Origin of the sequence: Ahrensia marina, from assembly GCF_001293565.1 — a bacterium.
GTDB classification, from domain to species: domain Bacteria; phylum Pseudomonadota; class Alphaproteobacteria; order Rhizobiales; family Rhizobiaceae; genus Ahrensia; species Ahrensia marina.
In genome coordinates this window covers 1-25,297 of the sequence record NZ_JXMU01000013.1, presented here as the reverse complement: position 1 = coordinate 25,297, position 25,297 = coordinate 1, and the positions used below count along the sequence as shown (strand labels likewise).

General features: G+C 50.5%; 25 protein-coding genes. 19 read left to right on the top strand and 6 right to left on the bottom strand.

Translation table 11 applies throughout. The features are described 5' to 3' along the window. Positions 1-5: 5 nt before the first annotated feature. A complete protein-coding gene (locus tag SU32_RS09510) occupies positions 6-1,781 on the bottom strand; it encodes an acyl-CoA dehydrogenase family protein (RefSeq protein ID WP_053999125.1) in 1,776 nt (591 codons plus the stop codon). 211 nt (positions 1,782-1,992) lie between these two features. Here SU32_RS09510 and SU32_RS09505 point away from each other — a divergent pair, with 211 nt between their 5' ends. The 9 genes from SU32_RS09505 (at position 1,993) to glyS (ending at position 10,863) form a co-directional block, all read left to right on the top strand. After that, positions 1,993-2,964: a glycoside hydrolase family 25 protein gene (locus SU32_RS09505; protein ID WP_053999124.1), complete on the top strand. Its 972-nt coding sequence runs from the start codon at positions 1,993-1,995 to the stop codon at positions 2,962-2,964. 101 nt (positions 2,965-3,065) lie between these two features. After that, positions 3,066-3,941: a S49 family peptidase gene (locus SU32_RS09500; protein ID WP_053999123.1), complete on the top strand. Its 876-nt coding sequence runs from the start codon at positions 3,066-3,068 to the stop codon at positions 3,939-3,941. Positions 3,942-3,955: 14 nt separating this feature from the next. Continuing rightward, positions 3,956-4,156 carry a hypothetical protein gene (locus tag SU32_RS09495; protein WP_053999122.1) on the top strand — a complete coding sequence of 67 codons (201 nt, stop codon included), beginning with the start codon at positions 3,956-3,958 and terminating at the stop codon, positions 4,154-4,156. A 79-nt stretch (positions 4,157-4,235) separates the two neighbouring features. Next, positions 4,236-5,183 carry a glycine--tRNA ligase subunit alpha gene (locus SU32_RS09490; protein ID WP_053999121.1) on the top strand — a complete coding sequence of 316 codons (948 nt, stop codon included), beginning with the start codon at positions 4,236-4,238 and terminating at the stop codon, positions 5,181-5,183. A gap of 3 nt (positions 5,184-5,186) precedes the next feature. Then, positions 5,187-5,504 (top strand): hypothetical protein, encoded by a 318-nt coding sequence (locus SU32_RS09485; RefSeq protein WP_053999120.1) that lies wholly within the window; start codon positions 5,187-5,189, stop codon positions 5,502-5,504. A gap of 316 nt (positions 5,505-5,820) precedes the next feature. Further along, complete coding sequence (locus tag SU32_RS09480) at positions 5,821-6,390, top strand: LemA family protein (RefSeq protein ID WP_053999119.1); 570 nt, start codon at positions 5,821-5,823, stop codon at positions 6,388-6,390. Further along, entirely contained in the window at positions 6,371-8,332 is a 1,962-nt protein-coding gene (locus SU32_RS09475; RefSeq protein WP_053999118.1) for a DUF2207 domain-containing protein, read from the top strand. Before SU32_RS09480 ends, SU32_RS09475 begins: the two co-directional genes overlap by 20 nt. After that, positions 8,332-8,718 (top strand): glyoxalase/bleomycin resistance/extradiol dioxygenase family protein, encoded by a 387-nt coding sequence (locus SU32_RS09470; protein WP_053999117.1) that lies wholly within the window; start codon positions 8,332-8,334, stop codon positions 8,716-8,718. The genes SU32_RS09475 and SU32_RS09470 overlap by 1 nt, the downstream gene beginning before the upstream one ends. Positions 8,719-8,742: 24 nt before the next feature. Continuing rightward, positions 8,743-10,863 (top strand): glycine--tRNA ligase subunit beta, encoded by a 2,121-nt coding sequence (gene glyS / locus SU32_RS09465; protein ID WP_053999116.1) that lies wholly within the window; start codon positions 8,743-8,745, stop codon positions 10,861-10,863. 75 nt (positions 10,864-10,938) lie between these two features. Here the strand turns inward: glyS and SU32_RS09460 are convergent, their stop codons facing one another. Further along, a complete protein-coding gene (locus SU32_RS09460) occupies positions 10,939-11,340 on the bottom strand; it encodes a hypothetical protein (RefSeq protein ID WP_053999115.1) in 402 nt (133 codons plus the stop codon). A gap of 131 nt (positions 11,341-11,471) precedes the next feature. Between SU32_RS09460 and SU32_RS09455 the strand changes: the two genes are divergently transcribed. The 3 genes from SU32_RS09455 to SU32_RS09445 all read left to right on the top strand — a co-directional run bounded on the left by SU32_RS09455 (position 11,472) and on the right by SU32_RS09445 (position 14,691). Then, positions 11,472-12,449 carry an L-threonylcarbamoyladenylate synthase gene (locus tag SU32_RS09455; protein ID WP_053999114.1) on the top strand — a complete coding sequence of 326 codons (978 nt, stop codon included), beginning with the start codon at positions 11,472-11,474 and terminating at the stop codon, positions 12,447-12,449. 4 nt (positions 12,450-12,453) lie between these two features. Continuing rightward, a complete protein-coding gene (locus tag SU32_RS09450) occupies positions 12,454-13,863 on the top strand; it encodes an FAD-binding oxidoreductase (protein WP_053999113.1) in 1,410 nt (469 codons plus the stop codon). A 264-nt stretch (positions 13,864-14,127) separates the two neighbouring features. Then, a complete protein-coding gene (locus SU32_RS09445; protein WP_160316304.1) occupies positions 14,128-14,691 on the top strand; it encodes a DUF6101 family protein in 564 nt (187 codons plus the stop codon). A gap of 11 nt (positions 14,692-14,702) precedes the next feature. Here SU32_RS09445 and ubiA read toward each other — a convergent pair whose 3' ends face one another. Continuing rightward, positions 14,703-15,665 (bottom strand): 4-hydroxybenzoate octaprenyltransferase, encoded by a 963-nt coding sequence (gene ubiA / locus SU32_RS09440; protein WP_053999111.1) that lies wholly within the window; start codon positions 15,663-15,665, stop codon positions 14,703-14,705. Positions 15,666-15,768: 103 nt separating this feature from the next. Here ubiA and purD point away from each other — a divergent pair, with 103 nt between their 5' ends. Then, positions 15,769-17,028 (top strand): phosphoribosylamine--glycine ligase, encoded by a 1,260-nt coding sequence (purD, locus tag SU32_RS09435; RefSeq protein WP_053999110.1) that lies wholly within the window; start codon positions 15,769-15,771, stop codon positions 17,026-17,028. On the opposite strand, the gene SU32_RS09430 is transcribed toward purD, so the two are convergent. Both SU32_RS09430 and SU32_RS09425 read right to left on the bottom strand, forming a co-directional pair. Further along, positions 17,025-17,789: a tRNA1(Val) (adenine(37)-N6)-methyltransferase gene (locus tag SU32_RS09430; RefSeq protein WP_053999109.1), complete on the bottom strand. Its 765-nt coding sequence runs from the start codon at positions 17,787-17,789 to the stop codon at positions 17,025-17,027. The genes purD and SU32_RS09430 overlap by 4 nt on opposite strands. Next, the gene (locus SU32_RS09425; RefSeq protein WP_053999231.1) at positions 17,789-18,016 is read right to left on the bottom strand and encodes a putative signal transducing protein; all 228 of its coding nucleotides are present in this window, start codon (positions 18,014-18,016) and stop codon (positions 17,789-17,791) included. The genes SU32_RS09430 and SU32_RS09425 overlap by 1 nt, the downstream gene beginning before the upstream one ends. A 155-nt stretch (positions 18,017-18,171) precedes the next feature. On the opposite strand from SU32_RS09425, the gene SU32_RS09420 reads away from it, so the two are divergent. The 4 genes from SU32_RS09420 (at position 18,172) to moaB (ending at position 22,544) form a co-directional block, all read left to right on the top strand. Beyond that, positions 18,172-19,185 carry a polyprenyl synthetase family protein gene (locus SU32_RS09420; protein WP_053999108.1) on the top strand — a complete coding sequence of 338 codons (1,014 nt, stop codon included), beginning with the start codon at positions 18,172-18,174 and terminating at the stop codon, positions 19,183-19,185. Between the two features lie 87 nt (positions 19,186-19,272). Next, complete coding sequence (locus tag SU32_RS09415; protein ID WP_053999107.1) at positions 19,273-21,084, top strand: tetratricopeptide repeat protein; 1,812 nt, start codon at positions 19,273-19,275, stop codon at positions 21,082-21,084. Positions 21,085-21,089: 5 nt separating this feature from the next. Beyond that, on the top strand, positions 21,090-21,974 hold the full coding sequence (locus tag SU32_RS09410; RefSeq protein WP_053999106.1) for a 4-(cytidine 5'-diphospho)-2-C-methyl-D-erythritol kinase: 885 nt from the start codon (positions 21,090-21,092) through the stop codon (positions 21,972-21,974). Positions 21,975-21,986: 12 nt separating this feature from the next. Next, entirely contained in the window at positions 21,987-22,544 is a 558-nt protein-coding gene (gene moaB, locus SU32_RS09405; protein ID WP_053999105.1) for a molybdenum cofactor biosynthesis protein B, read from the top strand. Positions 22,545-22,548: 4 nt separating this feature from the next. Here the strand turns inward: moaB and SU32_RS09400 are convergent, their stop codons facing one another. Continuing rightward, positions 22,549-23,061 (bottom strand): glycosyltransferase family protein, encoded by a 513-nt coding sequence (locus SU32_RS09400; protein WP_053999104.1) that lies wholly within the window; start codon positions 23,059-23,061, stop codon positions 22,549-22,551. A 122-nt stretch (positions 23,062-23,183) separates the two neighbouring features. Here SU32_RS09400 and SU32_RS09395 point away from each other — a divergent pair, with 122 nt between their 5' ends. Both SU32_RS09395 and SU32_RS09390 read left to right on the top strand, forming a co-directional pair. Next, positions 23,184-24,362, top strand: coding sequence for a PA0069 family radical SAM protein (locus tag SU32_RS09395; protein ID WP_201454914.1), 1,179 nt, complete (start codon positions 23,184-23,186; stop codon positions 24,360-24,362). A gap of 163 nt (positions 24,363-24,525) precedes the next feature. Further along, positions 24,526-25,260, top strand: coding sequence for a ribonuclease HII (locus tag SU32_RS09390; RefSeq protein WP_245625518.1), 735 nt, complete (start codon positions 24,526-24,528; stop codon positions 25,258-25,260). Positions 25,261-25,297 lie beyond the last annotated feature (37 nt).

Genomic DNA, 25,297 nt, shown 5'->3' with positions numbered 1-25,297 from the left:
AAACCTCAATCTACAAGTGAAGCAGCCGCGCTCTCAAAGCTGTCAGCACCCTGCTCCACACGGTTTTGCAGCGCCACGGCGCCATTGACATGATTTTCCGCAAAGAAACGGCAAAGCGCTGCACGGTCTTTTGCTCCCGATGAAGCAAGGGCCGATTTGGCAAGATAGATACCACCGGACACCAGACCGAAAAGCGTCTGATATGGTGTTGCCGCAGCCAGCACATGTTGCGTTTCGCCCGCTTTTGACTTCTCAGTGAGCCAGTCTGTTGCGGATTTTAAAGCCTTCAAACCGTCAGAGAGGATAGCGGTTGAATTGCCAAAGGCCGGTTCGTTCGATGTGCGTAGCTGTTCCAAAATGGAATCAAGCTCATCAAAGTAAGCTGCCACACATTGCCCGTCAGACATAGGCAGCTTGCGCTGTACAAGGTCAATTGCCTGAATACCGTTTGTGCCTTCATAAATCTGCGCGATACGCGCATCACGCATGAAGATTGCAGCGCCGGTTTCCTCAATGAAGCCCATCCCGCCATGCACCTGCACACCGATTGAGGCGACATCCGAGCCAATATCAGTCGAATAGGCTTTCGCAACCGGCGTTAAAAGACTGGCGCGTTCGGACCAAAATTTTCTGTCCTCATCCGAACCGGTTTTTGACATATCAATCGCATGGGCACAGGAATAACAAATTGCCCGCGCGGCTTGTGTAAGCGCCTTCATTGTTAAAAGATTGCGCTGAATGTCAGGGTGATAAACGATCGGCGCCATGCCTTCACCATCCCAAGACGGTGATTTGCCCTGTTTGCGCTCATTGGCAAACGCTATGGCCTTTTGCGTGGCAGCTTCGGCGATCGCAACGCCCTGCACACCGACAGCAAGGCGCGCATTGTTCATCATGGTGAACATGCAGTTCAAACCGCGGTTTTCTTCGCCAATCAACCAGCCTATCGCGCCCGGCTTGTCACCAAACTTTCCATCGCCATAAATCATGGTGCAAGTTGGCGATGCATGAACACCCAATTTATGTTCCAGCCCGCTGCAAAACACGTCATTGCGCTCGCCCAGCGACCCGTCCTCATTGACCAAAAACTTGGGCACGGCAAAGAGCGAGATGCCGCGTGTTCCGGCAGGCGCATCAGGCAAACGCGCCAGAACGAGATGCACGATATTATCGGTCATATCGTGTTCGCCATAGGTGATATAAATCTTCTGGCCAAATATCCGGTAGCTACCGTCATCCTGCGGTTCAGCGCGGGATTTAAGCGCGGCAAGATCGGAACCTGCCTGCGGCTCCGTCAAATTCATCGATCCGGTCCACTCGCCCGAAACCAGTTTTTCGAAATAGATCGCCTTTAGCTCATCACTCGCATGTGCTTCAAACGCTTCAATGGCCCCCATCGTCAGCATCGGGCAAAGGCCAAATGCCATTGAACCGGCATTCCACATTTCTGTTGCGGCCATGGCAAGTGTCGAGGGCAGATTTTGACCACCGAACTCTTCTGGGCCGGACAGCGCGTTCCAGCCGCCATCAATCCAGTTCCGGTATAGTTCTTTCCACCCGGGTGGCGTGGTTACTGAGCCGTCTTTTAAAGTGGAACCATGCTGATCGCCAACCATCAGCATTGGCGCGATCTCATCCGAGGCAAATTTTCCGGCTTCTTCCAAAATAGCGTCGACAAGATCTTCGCTCAACTCACCGGCGTGACCATTATCAATTGCATTGGAAAGACCAGCAACATGTTTGATCGCATGGGCTATTTCATCAACGGGTGCACGATACATAGGCAAATTCCTCCATTTGGAAATGGCTACCTGCTTTTTACGTAAACGTCAATTATTCAATCATCTATTGCGTCACTTTATCCAGACATTCGTTGCAGAGCCAAACGCCAATCCCTTAGCCCATAGCGGTATAGCGGGAATGAGCACATTTCCAGTTTGTTAACCATAAAGCGCAACTATATCCTATTGTCTGACAGTTGGAGTCACTGCTGTGAACATATCGGGTTTAATCTGCGCCAGTTTTGTAACAGCATTAATGACGCTTGGTACGATCCCTGTTCTTGCTTCTGAATTTAATCAGGCATGGCGCAACAAAAGCAGAGCGCTTATTCTGGATGGGTACGAATTCAATCAAATTGACATCAAGAAAGTCGCTCAAAACAAGCGCATTGCAGCCTTTATACACAAAGCGTCAGACGGCTTGCCTGCGCCGTATCGCTGCTCCGGCAACAAGGCCGAGAAAAGTCTTTGTGTTGAAAAGTGGCGGCGTTATTCTGTAGCGCGTGAACTTTACCATACGCGCCGCGCGCTGGCTAAAAAGTCCGGACTAAAATGGGGTGCCTATCACTTGGCAAGAGCAGGCAATCCGCTTGAGCAAGCCCGGCATTTTCTGGATTATGCCGACCCTTCAGAAGACGAAACAATCGTCATCGATATTGAAGACATTGATCCTGAAAAATGGATGTCGCTTGATGACGCGGAGATTTTCGTCCGTTACATCTATCGCAAGCTGAAACGCTGGCCGATGCTTTACACAAACGGAAACACGGCACAGCATATTGCTGATAACCGCGATCAATACGAGATATTGTCCCGTCTGCCGCTATGGTATGCGCGCTATAAACCGGATATCGGCAGCCATTTTCCAAAAGGCCATTGGGAAACATACAATATCTGGCAATTTCAGTCGCAATTAAACTGCTCGCAGAAAAAGTGCCCTTATCGGGTGAACGGCACCAATAATGACATCGACATCAATGTGATCGATATGACGCCCGAAGATCTGCATGCAGCATGGCCGATTGATCAACTTATCGAGGTCAACGAACCTGAAATGCCGGATGGTCCGCTTTTGGTTTCAACACCGCAAAGCAACTCGGGCGACGAAATGGCTCCGCCAGCAGGCTTGGACAATACAGTAACGGCTTCGACCAAACCGCCACGTATCAACGACTTGTATTAAGTCTGAATTTTCAGCACTGATACCGAATTCTGCGCTCAGACTATTGCGCTGCCCTGATTGCTGCTTACATGTGAGAAAAAGCAACTCAAGAGGCTCTACCCGTGAAAAAAGCGCTTAAAAAGCTCGTACCAGCAAAGTTTCGCAAAACGAACCCTGTCGTACCGGTGGTTCGGTTAAAGGGGGTTATATCTGCCGGCGGCAATGCTTTTAATCCAGCTTTATCGCTGGCAAGCTGCGCAGAAATGCTGGAAAAAGCATTTAAAGAAAAAGAAGCGCCGGCGGTTGCCATTTCAGTTAATTCACCCGGTGGCTCACCGGTGCAATCGCGTTTAATTTTCCGTCGCATTCGTGACCTTGCCGAAGAGCACAAAAAGAAAGTGCTGGTTTTCACCGAAGATGCAGCCGCATCAGGCGGTTACATGATTGCAGTTGCCGGTGATGAAATCATCGCTGACCCCTCCTCGATTATTGGTTCAATCGGCGTCATTTCGGCTGGCTTTGGCTTTGTGGAAGCGATTGACAAGCTTGGCATTGAGCGCCGTGTTTATACTGCCGGTCAAAACAAATCGACGCTGGACCCGTTCCGACCTGTCAAGGAAGAAGACATCGAACGGATCAAAGAGCTTCAGCTTGAAATACATGACGTTTTTATAAACCTTGTTAAAAGCCGCAGGGCCGACAAGCTGAGCGATAATCCGGATCTTTTCACCGGACGTTTCTGGGCAGGTCAATCAGCGAAAGAGCTGGGGCTTGTCGATGAAATCGGCGATATGCGTTCATTCCTGAAAAAACGCTTTGGCGATAAAACCGAACTTAAATTAATCACACCGCAACGCGGTCTGTTCGGCCGACGCCAGCCGTCTTCAACAGCATCGCTTTTTTCCGGCGTCAATACTGCGCAACTGTCAGCGGATATGCTAGAAGGTGCTATGCACACGCTTGATGAACGAGGCTATTGGAGCAGGCTTGGCCTCTAGATTGGGAGAGACAAATGCCACAGCTTTTACTTCTTGCAGCGGCGGCTGCGGTCGGCATTTGGGGATATAAGAAATTCCTGAACGAAGCAGAACGTGTGTCCAAAAGTGTGCGGCGCGCGGAGAAAGAACAGGCCAATCAGGCGCACGGCACTTTAATTGAAGATCCTGAGACCGGCGAATACCGGCCAATGCGCGAAGATGAGTTCCAGAAATAATCCTACCGCCGCATCACATCTTGACGCTTGGCGTGTCTCATGCGACTTCGGTTAAAAATCACGCCAACGGCAGAATAAAATGACCGCGCATACGAAAATTGATCCGACACATCCATCCCGTTCATTTCAAGGGTTGATACTGACGCTCCATAATTACTGGGCGCAATATGGTTGTGCGATTCTTCAACCCTACGATATGGAAGTTGGCGCCGGTACGTTTCACCCGGCAACGACATTGCGGTCATTGGGGCCAAAACCCTGGAAAGCAGCCTATGTGCAGCCTTCACGGCGCCCGACAGACGGCCGGTACGGCGAAAACCCGAACCGTTTACAGCATTATTATCAGTATCAGGTTATATTAAAGCCTTCACCGCCCGACTTACAGGACCTCTATCTAGGCTCTTTGAAAGCAATCGGTATTGATCCGCTTCTCCATGATATCCGTTTTGTGGAAGACGACTGGGAAAGCCCGACGCTCGGCGCTTGGGGTTTGGGCTGGGAATGCTGGTGCGACGGTATGGAAGTCTCCCAGTTTACCTACTTCCAGCAGGTTTGCGGTGTTGAATGCTCACCCGTAGCGGGCGAACTTACCTATGGACTGGAACGTCTTGCGATGTATGTTCAAGGTGTCGACAATGTCTACGACCTGAATTTCAACGGAATGGAAGGTGACGAAACGATCACCTATGGCGATGTATTTCATCAGGCAGAGCAGGAATATTCCCGCCATAATTTTGAATACGCCAATACAGAAATTCTGCTCCAGCACTTTAAAGACGCAGAACAGGAATGTGTTGCTCTTTTAGAGGCTGGCGCACCGGCTGAAGGCTCGAATGACGCTTTGCATAAATGCGTGTTTCCAGCCTATGACCAGTGCATCAAGGCATCGCACGTGTTCAACCTTCTGGATGCACGCGGCGTCATTTCTGTGACAGAGCGCCAGAGCTACATTTTAAAAGTTCGTGATTTATCAAAGTCCTGCGGCGAAGCGTTCCTTAAAACCGATGCCGGTGGCGCAAACCTTTAAGTTATGGCCGAACAAATATTCGATCTCGCTATAGCTGCTATGCAGTTCATTATGGCAATCGGATTTGCTGTTCTTGCTGTATTTTTGTTCTGGCATTTCAGGCGTATCAATAGGCCAGTTACCGCTTTTATATTCTGGTGCATCATATTCCTGACATCGCTGATGCCGATGTTCGAGCTCTTTCAATCAGGAATTCCTCTTGGCAATATAGCCATATGGTACTTTGCAATTATCAGCCTTTTGCCGATTGCGGCCATATGCGCTTATCTTGTCAATCCGCTTGCCACCAAGCGGTATAACTATGAAGATGACGAGATTTAGCGGCGTCTCCGCTAGATAATTTCCAAGATAATCAACTCATTGTGACCGCTTGCGATGGAAATTTTTCCCGTCCGGCGCGTTGTTGATTAGGTGGTTCTGTACGTCAGACAGCAAATTAAACGATAGGCATACCCCGAAACTGACACCCCTCGTCAGTTGAGGGGCGAGCACCCCGCGCTATTAATTTCGTGCGGGGTGCTCACATATCAGATCAATGACAGTAATGTGTAAGCATCTATTCACACGTCAAAAGCACGTGACAACTGAGGCATAGCTGTCTACTTTCGCCATATTGCTTAAAACTGAGGGGAAAATCATGTTTGGTGGCGGCACAATTACACTGATCATCGTTGTAGCTATCGTGGCTTACGCAATCATTATTTATAATGGCCTTGTTCGTCTGCGCCAGATGGTTCAGGAAGCATGGAGCGGCATCGACGTACAGCTTAAACGCCGCGCGGACCTTATTCCCAATTTGCTCAATACCGTTAAAGGCTATGCAAATCACGAGCAAGAAACGCTTCGTGAAGTGACCGAAATGCGCACCCGCGCCCAAGCTGTACCGGCCAACGATATCGCCGGTAGAGCAGCAGCAGAGGGTATGCTCAGCCAAGCTCTTGGCAAATTGTTTGCCGTTGCAGAAGCCTATCCTGATTTAAAAGCCAACGAGAATTTTAAGGATCTACAAGATACGCTTGAGACGATTGAAGGCGAAATTCAAATGTCGCGGCGCTATTACAACGGTTCAGCCCGTGACCTGAACATCAAGGTTGAAAGCTTCCCGTCCAATCTGGTTGCAAATACTTTCGGTTTCACGCAGGCGGCCTATTTCGAGCTGGAAAATGCCAGCGACCGCGCTGTGCCGAATGTCGACTTCAGCAAATAGGTTTTCCATGCGCCGTTTTCTTGCACTGATCGCCATATTCCTGCTGGCCGCAAGCCTGCCGGCGGGCGCTGCAGAACGTATTCTCAATTATAGTTCTGATATCATCGTCGAGGATGACGGTGCTTTTCTGGTAACAGAAACGATCACCGTCAATGTTGAAGGGAGACAAATCCGGCGCGGTATATTCCGTGATTTTCCCACCGTACAAGCGGCTGATAATGGGCGCGAGCGCAAAGTCGGCTTCGAACTCATATCGGTTACCAGAAACGGAAAACCGGAAACAGCAAAGGTCGAAAAAGGCTCACGGTCTTTAAATATACGGATTGGTAACGCCGATTATTTATTACCAACCGGCCGCCATACATATGAAATAAAATACAAAACGACACGTCAGCTAAGACGTTTCGAAAACTATGATGAAGTCTACTGGAACGCCACGGGGACAGAATGGGCTTTTCCAATCGACAATGCGCAAGCCACAATTACACTGCCCGAAGGCGGAAAAATTGAAGATATTTTAGCCTTTACGGGCGGTTATGGCTCAAGGGATCAAAATGCCCGTACTTCAATTGCATCAAATCAACGCTCGGCGCGCTTTGAAACGACACAACCTTTGCGGCCGCGCGAAGGTCTAACCGTTGGCATCAAGTTTCAAAAGGGTCTTATTCCAGAGCTTTCACAACAACAGGCCATGGGATATTTTTTGCAGGATTATATTGGCGAGATCATTGCCTTTGCCGGTCTGGCGATAGTCTTTCTCTATTACATTTTCATGTGGCTACGTGTCGGGCGCGACCCCGCCAAAGGCACCATTGTCCCGCGCTGGGATTTACCAAAAGAAATATCACCTGCCCTTTCTCACTACATTTATCACCACAGCCTCAAAAAGCAGGGCTTTACTGCGATTTCTGCGGCGGCGTTATCGCTTGCGGTCAAGGGTATTGTTACGCTGGACAACGCCCGTAACACATTGACGATCACGCAAACAGGTAAAAGCCCCGATGAAAAGCTCCCCGTGGGCGAAGCAATGCTATTATCGCGGGTTGAGATGGCTGGCGGGACATTCAAAATTAACAAGTCGAACGGAAAGTCCGTTCAAAGCATGGCCAAAGCATTTCGCAACGGCATTGAAAGCGAACATCGCGGCAAGTTTTTCAAGCAAAATCTTGGCTATGCTGTTCTGGGCATTTTTCTGTCTGTTTGTGTTTTTGTTTTAGCTCTTTCGCTTGGCGGATTAGGTGAAGAAGCAATCGTTACTCTTGTTCCTGCGCTTATCGTCGGCGTTGTCGTGACATCGCTTATCGTCAGCTTTGCGAAATCATTAGGCGACGGCCTATGGGGCAAAGTGAAAAAGGTCTTCATTCTGTTTTTTGTTGTGATCATGGTGGGTAATGTTGGCGGTGTAGTTATCAGCCAGATTGAATATATCGATGTGCCGATACCTTTGATCCTGGCACTCGTTTCCATTGTGATGATCAATATCCTGTTTTTCTATCTACTGGGCGCGCCGACACAAATCGGACAACAACGTGCCGCTGAAATTGAAGGATTGCGGCATTATCTTTCGGTCGCTGAAGAAGACCGGATGAATATGCTCAATTCTCCTGAAATGTCGCCTCAGCACTATGAAACGCTGCTGCCCTATGCCGTTGCGCTGGGCGTTGAAAAACCATGGTCCAAAGCGTTTCAGGGATGGCTTGCAGCGGCAGTTGCCGCCGGTGCAGCCGCTGCTGTTGCCTATCGCAACAGAGGTCCGGGCTGGTATAATGGCACAGGATTTTCGACAGACCGCATCAGCGATACTTTCGGCAAAATTGGTGATGATATGTCGAGTACGATGACATCCTCTCTGCCTGCACCTAAAAGCTCCTCTTCAGGCTTTTCCAGCGGCGGTGGTTTTTCCGGCGGCGGCGGCGGCGGTGGCGGCGGTGGCGGCTGGTAATGGTAGACAAAGCAAAAATGATCGGCACAGCCTGTATTTTGCTCGTGCGCGATTTTAAACAGAGCTTAAACTACTGGGAAAAATGTCTCGGCTTCACAGGACAAGTCTGGGGAGACCCGCCCGATTTTGCGATTATGGAGCGTGATAATATCCGCATCATGCTCTCCCATGCCCCAGACCATGCCAACAAACCCAATTGGGAAGTCGGCAATGGTATATGGAACGCTTACTTTTGGGTGGACGACGCCAAATCAATTTATGAAGAGTTTATAGCCAACGGCGCCAAGATAGATTACACGCTGCATGAAAAGCCTTACGGAGTCTTGGAGTTCGGTATTCAGGACCTCGACGGGCATGACATCGCCTTTGGTCAATTACTTGACTAAGGGCCAAAACTATCTGGACTGATAATGCCTGATTTATTGCTTGAACTGTTCTCAGAAGAAATTCCTGCCCGTATGCAGCGTAAAGCTGCTGGTGATTTGCGCGCACGCGTAACCAACGCTTTGGTCGATGCCGGCCTTACCTATGAAGGTGCAAAAGAATATTGGACCCCGCGTCGCCTGACCCTTGATCTGCGCGGCCTGACTGCCCGATCAGCCGATATTTCTGAAGAACGCAAAGGCCCGCGCACCGATGCGCCTGAAAAAGCGATCGAAGGCTTCCTGCGCGGCGCCGGACTTTCCTCGATTGATGAAGCAACCATCAAAAGTGACCCTAAAAAGGGTGATTTTTATGTTGCCATCATCAAGAAAGAAGGCCGCAACGCGCAGGATATAATTGCGGATATTATGCCGGATATCATCCGTGATTTCCCATGGCCGAAATCAATGCGCTGGGGCGCACAATCGGCAAAGCCCGGCTCGATGCGTTGGGTGCGTCCATTGCAGTCAATTCTATGTACGTTCGGTCCCGAGACCGAAGAGCCGGAAGTGATTGATTTTGAAGTTGCAGGCATCAAGTCCGGCAATACCACACGCGGACACCGTTTCCATGCAGGCGAAGCATTCACAGTCAAACGTTTTGACGATTATATTGCCAAGCTGGAGAAGAATTTCGTCATTCTGGACGGCGAACGCCGCAAGGAAATCATCGCCAATGATGCGAAAAACCTCGCATTTGCCAATAGCGTTGATCTAGTCGAAGATGAAGGCCTATTGGAAGAAGTGTCTGGTCTCGTCGAGTGGCCCGTTGTGCTGATGGGCGAATTTGAGGAAGATTTTCTGCAAATCCCCGACGATGTGACACGCCTGACAATCAAGACAAACCAGAAATGTTTTGTCTGCCGTGCGCAAGGCTCTGACAAGCTGACCAATAAATTCATTCTGGTCTCCAATATTGAAGCCAAGGATGGCGGCGCGGAAATTTCACACGGCAATGGCAAGGTTGTGCGCGCGCGCCTTTCCGATGCGCTGCATTTCTGGAAGACAGACCAAGGCAACCTGCCGGACCTCGCGCAACTTGAAGCGTCTGCCGCAAAATTCGATCTTGATCTGAAGAAGCCGCTTGATCAACGCATGGCCAAACTCGACAATCTGGGCGTGACATTCCATGCCAAAATCGGCACACAGGGCGAGCGTGTTGCACGCATCGCTGCGCTTGCGGAGGAACTCGCGCCTATCGTCGGCGCAGACCCCAAGCAAGCAAAACGCGCCGCGCATCTGGCAAAGGCTGACCTGCCGACCGAAGCAGTGGGTGAGTTTCCCGAACTGCAAGGTGCAATGGGCCGCCGCTATGCGGAACTGCAAGGTGAAAGCAAAGCGGTCTCCGCTGCGATTGAAGATCATTATAAGCCGCAAGGCCCGTCCGATGCAGTGCCGACCGATCCGGTGGCGATCGCCGTCGCACTGGCCGACAAACTCGACACGCTGGTCGCGTTCTGGGCGATTGATGAGAAGCCGACAGGTTCAAAAGACCCTTACGCGCTTAGAAGAGCGGCATTGGGCGTCATTCGGATTGTAGTGGAAAATGCCATACGCCTAAATTTGTGCAAGCATGGAATGACGAACGACCTCCTCTCCTTCTTCCATGACCGCTTGAAAGTTTATTTGCGTGACAAAGGCGCGCGGCATGATCTGATTGATGCGGTGCTTGCTGAAGGCGATGATGATTTGCTGCTTGTCGTGCGCCGTGTCGAAGCATTGGGCAAGTTGCTCGCAAGCGATGATGGCGCGAACATGCTGGCCGGTACCAAACGCGCGCTCAACATTCTGGCCGCTGAAGAAAAGAAAGACGGCGAAGGCGCATTTGATCAGGACATTGATCAAGCATTGCTGAGCGAGCAGGCTGAGAAAGATTTGTCAGACACCATTCTTGCGGTGCGTGATGATGTTGCCCACTGTATCAAAGCAGAGGATTATGAAGGCGCGTTTGCAATTCTCGCGCAGCTTCGCCCAAGTGTGGATGCGTTCTTTGACGGTGTGATGGTCAATGCGGACGATCCAGCGGTACGCGTCAACCGTTTGCGTCTTCTGGCATCGTTGCGCGCTACAACACAGAGGCTCGCTGATTTCTCCAAAATCGCCGGTTAGTAGGTGTAAAATTTGAACATTAAAAAAACCCGCATTGCTATCGCCATGCGGGTTTAATTTTAAGCTAAATTCGTTTTAGCGCAGTGGTGCGCCATCAAGCAATCTTTCTGCAACGGCATCTTCGATAATGTCATCTTCGAAGTCTTTGTCGTTTTTCTTTTCCAGATCAGCAATCGCATCTTCAACACGCTCATTGACGGACTTAGATTTTTTTGCCGGACCGCCAAGCGACGCCTGAGTCTTGGTCTGCGAACTCTCTGGCTCACTTTCAGCAGGCGGCAAAGCCGGGTCCATTACAGACACACTATTTGATGGTGCTCTAATGATTTTTGGCTCAGCCGCGTCACCGCTGAACTCAACAAAGATGACAGATGGCAGTGAAGAATCTTCCATCAAGGAATAGTCCGCTGAAGCCGGAATTGCGTTCAAAAATGTTAGCGCAGAAGCCGCGAACAATGTCTTATATAAAGTGTTCATATCAGTTCCCCGTGTCTATATCTGACGGGACAATACCTAAAACCTGTGTACGTCCGGTTTGAAAAGCTGGTTAATCTGCCCTTAAAAAAAGGTGCATTGCCGTGCTGTCATTTGCGCGATAGAAGGCCTTCATGAAACATGAAAACGGCAATCAAATCGTAGCTGTCAGTGATGATGCTTTAACGCAGGCATTGGTCATTTTGGGCAATGGCGGTCTTGTTGCTGTTCCCACTGAAACTGTTTACGGGCTTGCCGCTGACGCCACAAATGGCGAGGCTGTCGCGGGCATTTTTTCCGCCAAGGGTAGACCTCAATTCAATCCGCTGATCTGTCATGTTTCCAGCCTGGAAATGGCTCAGGAATTTGCCGTCTTTGACGAAGCATCTTTAGCCCTTACAAATGCGTTTTGGCCGGGACCGCTGACACTGGTTTTGCCGCTTAAAGACAACACCAAAATCCACCCTTTAGTGACAGCCGGACTAGACACAATCGGCCTGCGTTTTCCCAAGGGGTTAACAGCAGAATTGATCGCGCAATATGGCAAGCCGCTTGCCGCGCCCAGCGCCAATGCATCGGGAAAAATCAGCCCTACCACCGCATTGGCCGTGCAACAAAGTTTGGGAAACAAAGTAGACTTAATTCTGGATGACGGTCCATGTGCGGTTGGACTTGAAAGCACGATCGTTAAAGTTGCCGGTGACACAGCCACTATTTTGCGGCCCGGAGGAATTACTTTAAGTGACCTTGAAAAGATGAGTCATTTGAATCTGTTAGAAGCAGAAGCCAATGCATCGATTCAAGCGCCCGGTATGATGACTTCCCATTACGCACCCAATGCACTTATGCGGCTTGATGCTGAGAAAGTGGTTGAAGGCGAAGCGCTACTTGCATTTGGATCAAGCCGTATTACCGGCGCGGATCAGGCGGTCAAAATATTGAATCTATCTCCGACAGGGGACCTGATTGAAGCGGCTTCCAATCTGTTTTCAATGATGTCTGAACTGGACAATTCAAATGTTGCGCGCATCGCCGTTGAACCGGTCCCGATGAGCGATATTGGTATTGCAATTAACGACAGACTTAAGCGTGCTGCTGCGCCAAGGGGATGAAAAGATGAATGACGATTTACGTGAGAAATTTATTGCGATTGTTGGCACAAAAAACGCCCGCGTAAATCAGGAAGATATTGCCCCCTATTTGCGTGAATGGCGCGATCGTTGGGAGGGAAAAAGCGAACTTGTTTTGCTGCCTGCCAACACGCAGGAAGTCAGCCAGATTCTGGCGTTGGCAACAGAAACCAAAACACCGATTGTTCCGCAAGGCGGCCACACAGGACTGGTTGGCGGCGGTATGCCCGACATGAGCGGCGATGCCGTTATTTTGGCAATGGGACGCATGAACAAAGTGCGCGATATTGATACAGCAGGCAACACGATCACAGTCGAAGCAGGTTGTATTTTACAATCTGTTCAGGAAGCAGCAGATGATGTCGGAAGACTCTTCCCGCTTTCTCTTGCAGCAGAAGGCTCTTGTCAAATTGGCGGCAATTTATCATCCAATGCAGGCGGTACGGGCGCACTGTCTTACGGTGTTGCGCGTGATCTTGTTCTAGGGTTGGAAGTGGTTTTACCGACCGGTGAAATACTGAATGATCTGAACGCTTTGAAAAAAGACAATACGGGCTACAATCTCCGCCATCTATTTATTGGTGCTGAAGGCACGCTCGGCATTATCACCGCCGCAGTTGTAAAACTATTCCCGAAGCCCAAAGGGCAGATCACCGCTTTTCTCGGTTTGGAAACACCCGCCGCTGCATTGGAACTCTTTCAGGCGGCGCGGGATTTTGCAGGTCAATCACTCACTGCCTTTGAGCTTATGCCGCGTCTTGGCGTAGAATTTACCACCAAGCATGTGGACGGTGTTCGCGATCCGCTTACCACGCCCTACCCTTGGTATGTGCTGCTTGAAGTTTCATCAGGGGAAAGCGAAGACCACGCGCAATCCCTGCTTGAACATTTGCTGGAAAACCAAATGGAAGCCGGTTCGGTGCTTGATGGTGCCGTTGCTTCCTCTGTTTCACAATCAAAGGATTTTTGGCACTTGCGGGAATCGATGTCAGAAAGCCAGAAGCCTGAAGGCGGTTCCATCAAGCATGATATATCGGTTCCGGTACATGCGATCCCGTCTTTCATGTTAGATGCCGAAAAAGCCGTACTCGATATTGAGCCTAGCGCCCGTATTTGCGCCTTTGGTCATTTGGGTGATGGCAATTTGCATTACAATATTTCCCAGCCTGTCGGCGCAGACAAACAAGAATTCCTGGCGATGGACCGCGTCATCACGCCGGCCGTTCATGGTCTTGTATTAAAATATAACGGTTCAATTTCCGCCGAACATGGCATCGGTGTCATGAAACGGGATGAAATGGCCAAGATAAAAGACCCGACAGCGCTCGACCTTATGCGGCGGATCAAGAAAAACTTCGATCCGGCGGGCATCATGAATCCGCAAAAAGTACTCTAGGCCCGCACCTCTTATGGTTTACAAAGAGCATATATTAACGTCTTCGACATCTATCCTACCATTTTGTTACAGGTGGTAGAAAATCGGTAACCATCTCTAAAATCAGTATTTTCTTAACTCTGTCTGTTAGTTCGATTTTGTCGTCTTCCCCCTAATTTGGTTTTTGACGAGGTGGCAAAGACCATCCGTTTACAGGGACTTTAAGTGAGATGAGCAAAGAGGCAAAAGCCCGCGCTCTTGAAGAAGACAGGCGAGATGTCAAACATGTCAACAGTTGCGCAGCCGGTTTGGGCCGGCCAAGAATTCAGACTTGATCCAACACGGCTACCACAGCAGGTGTCTTATGCATCACGTGTAAGCGGTGATGCGGTTGAGATAACAGTCAATAAGCGCGGTGCCGTTTTGAAACATACCAGCGATGCGAATCTCGCTGATTTCAACATTGCACTGCCGAACAACTCTTTTCGCGGTGTGGCCGCGCGTGCAACTGAAACAGGGCCTGAAACGGCGCTGGTTACCCTTGAACTGCTGCACGAAGATGAAGCGCTTTGCGTGCCATTGCGTGTTGGCCACGAACTTGCGGATATCGCAACTGACTGGCAATTGTGGGCCGAGCTCTTGAAGCTTCCGATGATGATTATCGATGCAGACGGCGTAGCACGCACGCTGGAAGAAAGCGCTGCCCATGCTGTTGTGAATGATCCGGAAGGACGCGGGCACACGAAAATGTTCGCCGACAGCCGCCCGCCATATTCAGCGCGTCGCCGCTTGGGCAATCTGGGTGTGCGTCTGAGCGTTGGCGGTCAGCAGATTATCGCCAGCAATTAACAACTGAAAAGTTAGATAGCGGTAGAAAGTCCTGCCGCTATCAAGCCTGCAAAAATAATCCAGCCTACGGTTCTGTTGGATTTAAACAGGGCCAGACATTGATCTGCATTATCAATATCAATCACGATAATCTGCCTTGCCAGATGAATGGCAGCAACGGCCAGCCCGATATAGGAAACCCAAATCACGCCCGCCGTGTAAAATGCAGCCGCAAAGAACAGCAGCATCAACACATAGAGTATGCCAAGCGCCAGCTTTGTTTTTTCGCCAAACAGCCGCGCGGTTGATCTAACGCCAACCAAAGCATCGTCTTCCTTGTCCTGATGCGCATATATCGTGTCGTACCCGATCGTCCAGAAGATGCATCCGAAATAAAGCAAAAAGGGTGTAATCGTCAGCGCACCGAAATATGCGGCCCACCCCATGAATGCTCCCCAAGAGAACGCAAATCCGAGAAATAATTGCGGCCAGTCGGTCACACGTTTCATAAATGGGTAAATTGCCACCGCACCAAGCGAACAAAGGCCGACAATAATCGCATAATTGTTGAACTGTAAAAGCACCAGCAAACCGACTAGCGCCTGTGCGACCAGAAATGCTTTCGCCTGCAGGCGTGTAACCTGCCCTGACGGCAAGGGGCGCGAACGGGTGCGCGCGACCATATCATCGATCTTCTGGTCGACCAGATCATTATAGGTGCAACCGGCACCGCGCATGGCAATTGCGCCGATGAGAAACAAAATCAAATGCCAGACATTAGGAAGTGCGACCGATCCATTCAAACTGTCTGCCAATGGTGCCAGTGCTGCTGACCACCAGCAGGGCCACAGTAACAACCACCACCCGATCGGGCGGTCCCATCTGGCAAGTTGAGCATAGGGCCACGCACGGCGCGGCAGCAATTTATATGTCCAATGACCCGATGGAGAGTCCGCTACGCGCCCTTGCGCATTATGTGATTGAATCGAATCCATAATCTTGAGTTACAAAGCGTGGACAAAAGGTCAAGTGGCACCTGAGATATTGACCTGCGTCACGGCAACGCTTAGCCAGACCGTAAGATACAGGAGAGTGATGATGAATGTGCTTTTGATCGGTTCCGGCGGCCGCGAACATGCCTTGGCATGGAAGCTCGCACAATCGCCCCTGCTTAAGACGCTGTTTTGCGCGCCCGGCAATCCCGGCATCAGCGATGTGGCAACGAATGTTGTGCTGGACCTTCAAAACCATCAGGCTGTTATTGATTTCTGCCGCCTGCAAAATGTAACGCTGGTTGTTGTCGGGCCGGAAGCGCCATTGGTTGATGGTATCGCCGATAGTTTGCGCGCCGCAGATATCGCCGTATTTGGCCCTTCGCAAGCCGCATCGCAGCTTGAAGGATCCAAGGGCTTTACCAAAGATCTTTGCGCCAAATACGACATCCCGACAGCGGCCTATCAGCGATTTAACAACGCACCAAAGGCTAAAGCCTATATTCGTGCGCAAGGCACGCCAATCGTTATCAAAGCAGACGGTCTGGCGGCAGGCAAAGGCGTAACCGTTGCCATGACAATGAGCGAAGCGATGGACGCTATTGAAGATTGCTTTGAAGGCGCTTTTGGCGAAGCGGGCGCAGAGGTTGTTGTCGAGGAGTATCTTGAGGGACCGGAAGTCAGTTTCTTCTGTCTTTGTGACGGTAAAAATGCGGTCCCGCTGACTTCGGCGCAAGATCACAAGCGCGTTGGCGAGGGTGACACCGGCCCGAATACCGGCGGTATGGGCGCTTACTCCCCTGCTCCGCTTTTTGACGCTGCGATGCAGGCCGACGTCATGGCAAGAATTATCGAGCCGACCATGCGCGGTATGGCCGAAATGGGGCACCCTTTTTCAGGTGTATTATTCTGCGGTATCATGGTGACCAAAGACGGCCCAAAACTGATTGAATATAATGTTCGCTTCGGTGACCCGGAATGCGAAGTATTGATGCTGCGTCTTGAAAGCGACCTGCTTCCACTCCTCAAGGCATCAGCGGAAGGCGATTTGTCAGATATAAACCTGAAGTGGAGCGACAAAACGGCGCTCACAGTGGTCATGTGTGCGCCCAATTATCCCGCCACACCGGAAAAAGGATCGCAAATAGATCTTGAGGCAGTGGCTGCCATTAAAGATGTGACCGTGTTTCATGCAGGGACAGCTTTGAAAGATGGCAAGTTGATCGCCAATGGCGGGCGTGTTTTAGCCGTTTGCGGCTCAGGCAACACCGTAAAAGAAGCGCAGAATAAAGCCTATGAAGGGGTTAAAGCCGTTCAATGGCCGGAAGGCTTTTATCGCAGTGATATTGGCTGGCGCGCGGTTTAAAGAGACGCCAATCCATTGATCAACGCATCGGCGCGGCGCGTAAAGCCGCGCCCGTCATTTTCATGCAGAACAAGCGGCGCACTCATTTCCAGTTTTTGTTTCGAGCCTTTTTTGCCCGTCACTAAAATGCGAATTGCATCTTCATCAGCGCGTGCATGAACAGGCGTTATGCGCAAGGCACCGAAACGCCCCATAAACCCTGCCAGAATTTCACCTATGGATTGCGGGCGTACAATCATTGAAAAATAGCCGCCGGGCTTTGCAATGGAAGCAGCTGTGCGTGACCAAAGCTCAATCGTCTTTCCATCCATCACATGGGCAAATGAACGTTCACTGTGGGGAGACCGGCGATCATCTTTATCATTGAATGGCGGGTTTGCGATCACCCAGTCAAAGCTGTTCTGCTCAAGTCCGCAGCGCGAGCGAACCTCTCCATTGGCGGTGATATCGGCTTTGCATATTCTTGCCCGGGACGCGAAAGTTTCATTGTCGCTGTGGGCCAGTGTTCTATTCGCGCAATCCAGCATCGCGTCAGATATTTCAAATAGAGAGGCACTTGCCTGCGGGCAGCGGCTTAAAACGGCCAAAGCACCTGCACCGGCACCCGCACCAAGGTCGGCTAGCTGCCCGTCAAAGCCACCAGCAACGCAAGCGGCAAGAAGCATCGCATCGATGCCTGCACGGTGACCGCCTTTTTGAGGTTGCACCAATGTAAATTTTCCACGGTGAAATGTGTCCGTTGTCAGCTCAGTCGCGGCCATTAAGCGTCATCCCGCAACTCTTTTTCCAAGCCGACCTCAACGATAATCTGCCGTGCTTCTTCCAGTTTAGCCGCATCCACAAGAATGCGCTGCGGAATAGCGCCCACAGACCCTTCAAGGGTACTCATATTTTGATCGGCCCACAAACATTCAATGCCGGCATCACGCATCAGCGATTGAACGAAGGAAAGCGTAATCATGTTGTTGGATCGAAGCAGTTCTTTCATCGCAATCATATAGGCATGTTTTTACCCAACTGCAAAACACAACAGATCACATATTTCTAACTTTTGTGTTTGACCAATTGCCTGCCGCGCCAATTCGCCACTTGCCCCGCAGCGCGCAAGTTTTTAAAGTGGTCCGGCAACAAAGGAGAAATATATTGGGCGTTGTCGTATCACTCAATGAGACACGTAAAAGCAATGGCATTTCTGCACTGACGGAGCTTTGCGCCGATGGCATGAACAGCGTAAATGAGCTTATTCTGTCCAAGGCCGGTTCCGATGTCGAAATGATACCGGAAGTTGCGCGTCATTTGATTTCTTCAGGCGGCAAGCGCCTGCGCCCAATGTTGACTTTAGCCGCTGCTGATTTGTGCGGGTACAAAGGCGACGGGGATGTCAAACTGGCAACCAGTGTTGAATTTATGCACACCGCAACGTTGCTTCATGATGATGTGGTTGATGAAAGTGACCGTCGCCGGTCCAAACCCACAGCCCGTATGATATGGGGCAATCAGGCATCTGTACTGGTTGGCGATTTCTTGCTTGGGCAGGCATTTAAAATGATGGTTGAAGTCGGCTCGATGGAAGCGCTGGACGTCCTCTCGACAGCCGCCTCCATTATTGCTGAAGGCGAAGTGATGCAGCTTGCTGCTGCAAAGAACCTCGGCACAACCGAAGACGAATATCTCGCCGTTATTAACGCTAAAACAGCCGCTTTGTTCTCCGCCGCTGCTGAAGTCGGGCCTATTATTGCCGGATCTGCAAAAGATGAGCGTGCGGCACTTAAATCCTACGGCACAAATCTCGGTCTTGCTTTCCAGCTTGTCGATGATGTTCTGGACTATGGCGGCAATGCCAAAGATTTGGGTAAAAATGTCGGCGATGATTTCCGCGAAGGAAAAATCACGCTGCCCGTCCTTTTGGCTTATCGCCGCGGCAATGATGAAGAACGAACGTTCTGGCGTGAAAGCCTTGAAGGCGACAACAATACAGATGAGCGATTGGAACATGCCCGTGCGCTCATGTCCAAACATGGTGCATTAGCCGATACAATTACACGCGCGAAGCACTTTGGTGCGATTGCCCGTGATGCGCTCGGCCCGTTTAAAGATTCCAAAATGAAAAACGCCATGCTGGATGTTGTGGATTTTTGTATATCGCGCGTTAATTAAGCTGATATTCCTTGCCATTGCGGGTTCATCTTAAATTGGCCATTGTGCGTGCTATATTCGTCAAAACGATTCACATCAGGTATTTTAATGGCCCATTTTTCTATGCGTAAATCTATTGTCGCTTCTTTTCTTAGCGCAACATTATTGGCGTCGCCCGTCTTTGCGCAAGAAAATCTGGAGCTTGAACTAAAATCAGCATCAACATTTGCCGGTGCTTTTCTAGCAGGCGGGGCCGCGCTGCAAGAATATGATTTTGAAGCTGCGGCTTTTTATTATGCCGACGCATTAAACTACGACCCTGAAAATGTTGATTTGCAGCGCGAATTAATGATCGCTTACATCAACACGGGTAAATTTGAGCAGGCCATACCACTTGCCGAAAAACTGAAAGATAAAGTCGAAGTCGAGCGCATTGCACGTCTGGTTCTGGGCGTTCAGGCAATTCGTGAAGGCCGTTATGACGAAGCGCAGCCTATTTTAATTTTGAAACAGGCTAATGATATCGAGCGCCTTATAACCGGCATTATGCGCGCCTGGGCACTTCAAGGTGCCGGTAACACGGAAATTGCGCTCAAAACCGTAGATGAATTAGCCGGTCCCGACTGGTTCGACATTTTCAAAGCCTATCATGGGGCGCTTATTGCCAATGCTGCCGGTCGCGATGACACTATGCAGCGCTTTGAAGAGGCTATGAATGATGCAAATGGCGGCAACGCATCTCCTCTGACCTATCTGCGTATTGCCGAGGTTTACGCTGCCAAACAAGCAGCAAATGGCGATATAGAAGATGCACGGACCACCATTGAACGCGGTTTGGCGATTGCGCCCAACAATCCGCCCCTGCTCCGGCTGGCCGATACGATAGATAGTAATCCTAAAACATTGACGATCGACTCGCCGATTAAAGGTGTCGGGGAAATACTTCTGAACCTCGCCTCTGCAATAAACCGGGAAGGCGCAGAAACATTTGCGACGATCTATCTGGAAATGGCTCGTGTTGCGACGCCGGATGAGCCGCAAATATTCTTTGAACTCGGTGATATAGCCGAGCGGTTAAATCTGACCGAAAGAGCTATCGAACTTTATGCATCCGTGCCGGAAAGTTCAGCTTTGTTCCGGCCTGCCTCTTTGCAACAGGGACTTGCTTTATCGGCGCTTGACCGGAACGAAGAAGCCGTCAAAACGCTCAAGACGCTGGTTAAAGAAAACCCGTCAGATTACGCCGGCTATATGGCTCTTGGCGGCGTTCTTTCTACCGAAAAACGGTATGACGAATCTATCGACGTCTATAAACAAGCTCTGACGCAACTTGATGCGGATGACCCGCGTTTCTGGCCCCTGCACTACCGTCTCGGCATATCCTACGAACGCACAAAACAATGGCCAAAAGCCGAAGAAACATTTTTACACGCGCTGGAGCTTTCGCCCAATCAGCCAGATATATTGAACTATCTCGGCTATTCATGGGTGGATATGAATATGAATCTTGATGAAGGTTTGGAGATGATCCAGAAGGCCGTCGAAATGCGTCCGCGCGATGGCTATATCACCGATTCTCTGGGCTGGGCCTATTACCGCCTTGGCGACTTTGAAAAAGCTGTCGAATCGTTGGAACGCGCAACCGATTTGCGTCCGCGCGATGCCACGATCAATGATCATTTGGGAGACGCCTATTGGCGTGTAGGCCGCAAGCTGGAAGCCATTTATCAATGGAGCCAGGTTCTTGGCATGGAAGGCGAAGATATAGACAAAAAGCGCGTTATCGAGAAGATGAATGCGGCGAACCAAGGTGATGCATCCAAATTCATTGCAGAAAGCATTGATGACAATATGGCCAAGGATTCAGAAGCTGCGACCGGCAATAACAGTGCAGCTTCCAGTGCCGCCGATGACGGCTAAAGCAGATGCAATTACTTAATGCACCTGCGAAAATTAACCTCGCACTGCACGTAACCGGACAACGCGATGATGGCTATCATCTGCTTGATACCATTGCTGTATTTTCCGATACGGCTGATACATTCGATACGATTATCGTCAGCAAATCGCAGGTTGACGGCTTCGGTGTAAGCGGTTCTTTTGGCGCAGAGCTTGGCGATCAGGATGCCAGGGATAATTTAGTCATCAAAGCACGTGACCATGTGCGTCTTGGTGCAATTAAAGCGGGTATCTCCGTGCCTGCGGTTCATATCAGCCTAGAAAAACGGCTACCGGTAGCTTCAGGTCTTGGCGGCGGTTCATCTGACGCTGCCGCAGCGTTGATGTTACTGCACCGGCACTGGCAGGTTCCTTTTGATCCCGACCACAGCGGTCCAATTGCCCTGTCACAAAAACTGGGAGCCGATGTGCCGATGTGCATGCTCAAAACGCCTTTACGGGCCGTGGGCATCGGTGAAAAAGTTATCCGATTGACGAATTTTCCGGCGCTCCACATGGTGCTCGTTAATTGCGGGCAGCACATATCAACACCAGAGATTTTCTCCGCACTGAAGCACAAAGATAATCCTGCGATTTTCGACATTCCGGATACGGCAGAGAAAGTGGTGTCTTTCCTCAAAGAGCGTACCAGAAACGATTTGCAGGACGCTGCGATTGAGCTTTGCCCGGATATTCAGAAGTCACTCCATCTACTGTATAATAAAGGCGCCCTTCTAGCCCGAATGAGCGGATCAGGCGCAACATGTTTCGGTATCTTCAACACCGCTCCTGCCGCAAGAGCGGCAGCGCAGGCCATCAGCGAGGCAGAGCCCGACTGGTGGGTGAAAGCAACGCGTACCACTTCTTCATAACAGGGATTTTCAATGAGCAGGATTGATGAAAGCCGCGCGTTTATTCCGGTTCGTATCGCCGTTCTTACGGTGTCCGATACGCGTACTATCGAAGAAGACAAGTCAGGCAACACACTGGCCAAGCGGATTGAAGAGGCAGGTCATATTTTGGCTGCACGCACCATCTGCCGCGACGAGACAGCCGACATTGTCGATCAGGTTATTCAATGGTCAAAACAGGAAGACATCGATGTGGTGATAACGACCGGCGGTACCGGCTTTACTGGACGTGACGTTACGCCCGATGCTCTCGAACCACTGTTTGAAAAACGGATGGACGGCTTTTCGATCATGTTTCACAAAATTTCAGCCGAAAAGATCGGCACCTCGACCATTCAGTCACGCGCAACGGCTGGCTTAATCAACCAGACCTTTGTGTTTGTTTTGCCCGGCTCTCCCGGTGCCTGCAAAGATGGTTGGGATGGCATCTTAAAGCATCAGCTTGATTACAGGCACATGCCCTGCAACTTCGTGGAAATCATGCCGCGATTGGACGAACATTTTAAACGGGGAGCAAACAAGTCCGCCTAGCTTGTTAAGCAGGAATTATTTTTGCCCGTAAGCGTTTGACCGCAAGCCCGCGCACAAGTTCAACCGGCGTTTTCTGCTTTTTTGAATTCGCGCGTACCTGGCGCTTCGATATGAGAAGACCGCGCGCGAGCGGCTGTTTGAATATCTGCGGTGCCAGAAACCTTTGCCACAACGGGCGCGCCTTGCTTACCGAAAGTCGAAATGATGCCGCCCCGCCATCGGCGTTCGCATGGGCATTGACTATATCGGCCCAGCCGCTTGCAAGCGTTGCACCTGCCTCCATAAACAATAGCCAATCACCGCGCGCATTTGCGCAGACCGATTGAATATCGTTGGCATCTTCAACAAGGTTGCAACCGGCCTCTTCGGCCAAATAGCGCGTTGTTTCATCAAGCCCTGAATGCAGAACCACGACTTCCTGCACAAACCCTTCCACCGCATAAGAAACCAGGTTCTCAAGTGTTTGAGCCAGCTGCTGGGTATCGCTCTGTTTGACTGTCACAATTACCGTAATCATGCGCACTTAATAATGCATGTTGTGCTGCAACGCAAAACGCAAATATGTTCTTGTTATGTTCTATTTTTATGATAGGAATATTGTCATCAAACAACAGAATCGGTTTCACGATTGGAAAAATCATGAAGTACACATTATTGGATTCTATCAAATTGGCAGACAAAGCTGCATTTAGCCGTTCAGGAGAAGCCGGAACCGAACTCGCCAATGGCCTGATTGCAGAGGCAAGCCTGCGCGTTCATGAACGCCGTTCACGCGGACGCGGCTCCTCCATTAATCCGTCAGGCCGTTTTGAAGCATTTTCACGTACAGACATTGATGATGGCTGGCAGACAATTGATGATCTTCCGCCTTTCAAGACCGAGATTGCGGTTGAACGCGCCCGCACGATTATAACCAAGAATACATCACCGGATATTTCCTTTGATAAGTCTATCAATCCCTATCGCGGCTGTGAGCACGGATGCGTATATTGCTTCGCGCGGCCGAGCCATGCCTATCAAGGATTGTCAGCCGGTCTTGATTTCGAGAGCAAACTTTTTGCCAAGCCCGATGCGGCAAAACTGCTTGAACGCGAGATTACGCGCCCCGGCTATAAGGTCAAACCGATTGCTATCGGAACGAATACGGATCCCTACCAGCCGATTGAGCGTGACTGGCTTATCATGCGTTCAATTCTGGAAGTGCTGGAGAAATACAATCATCCTGTGGGCATTGTGACCAAATCTGCGCTTGTGACACGTGACATCGACATTCTGTCGCGCATGGCTCAAAAAGGTTTGGCTAAAGTGGCCCTTTCTGTCACCACGCTTGACCGCACTTTAGCACGGACAATGGAGCCGCGCTGTTCAACGCCGTCCAAGCGCCTTGAGGCAATCAAGCAATTATCCGAGGCGAACATTCCAACTTCTGTCATGGTGGCGCCCATCATTCCCGGGCTTAATGACTATGAGCTGGAGCGTATTTTAGACAGCGCCTATGCTGCCGGTGCGCGCGAAGCAGGCTATGTATTGCTGCGGCTACCTCTGGAAGTTGCGCCCATCTTTAAAGAGTGGCTTTTACGCCATTATCCGGAGCGTTATCGGCACATTATGTCCCTCATCCGCTCAATGCGGGGCGGCAAGGATTATGACGCCGATTGGGGCAAGCGGATGCGCGGTACCGGCCCCTATGCCTGGCAAATTTCCAGACGTGTCGAGATGACATGTAAGCGCCTTGGCATGAATACGAGCCGGTATAAATTAAACACTGATCTTTTTATCCAGCCTAAGCCAGATCAAGAGCAGTTGGAGCTTTTGTAGCACCACCATATCTGCGCAGTTTTTCTCCCCCCTGAGATGCTGTGCGGTTGGTGTCCAATCCCTGTTTGCCTGCGATGCCCCACTTCGTCGCTGAGCTTGATTATCCCGATCCACTGGTTTCAAGCGAATACATTGATTGGACACTTGCAGAGAGCTGGCTGTCATGCCAAGCCAGATCATCATGAAGATGAACAAACGCGACGCCGGCTCTCTGCCCCTTTTTCAAACAACCCAAGGTGTCAATGAACCTTTTCCAAATTTTCCTTTCGATAGCAAAACAGTCCCGGATTATCAGTTTGAAGCTTATTTGGTTGATCAGGGTTTTAATTTTATCGCCGGAACAGATGAAGCCGGACGCGGGCCGCTGGCCGGTCCGGTTGTTGCAGCCGCCGTCATATTACCGCTTAATGCGAAAATAGACGGGCTGAATGATTCAAAAAAGCTGAGCATCGCAAAGCGCGATGCCCTTTATGATGCTGTAATGGAAACGGCCCTTGCGGTGTCTGTTACATCGATCTGCGCTGAAACAATTGACCGGACAGATATCCGCAAAGCTAGCTTGGAGGCCATGCGCCGCTCCATCGTGCGGCTTTCTATTATTCCTGATTTTGTCCTTGCGGACGGGCGCGACATACCCCCTGCCTTGCCACCTCAAATGCAAGCCAAGGCAATCGTGAAGGGCGACGGGCGCAGCATGTCGATTGCAGCAGCCGCTATCATTGCGAAAGTTACACGTGACCGGATGATGGCACAGACTGGCCATGAGAATGAAGGCTATGGCTTGGAAAAACACATGGGATATGGCTCTGCGCAGCACCGCGCGAAAATCGCATTAGATGGTGGCATCAAGCGTATACACCGGTATTCGTTCAAGCCTTTACGCCGAGACACGCCTTAGAGCGTGCCAGCTTTTCACTGAATCGCATCCACGCTCA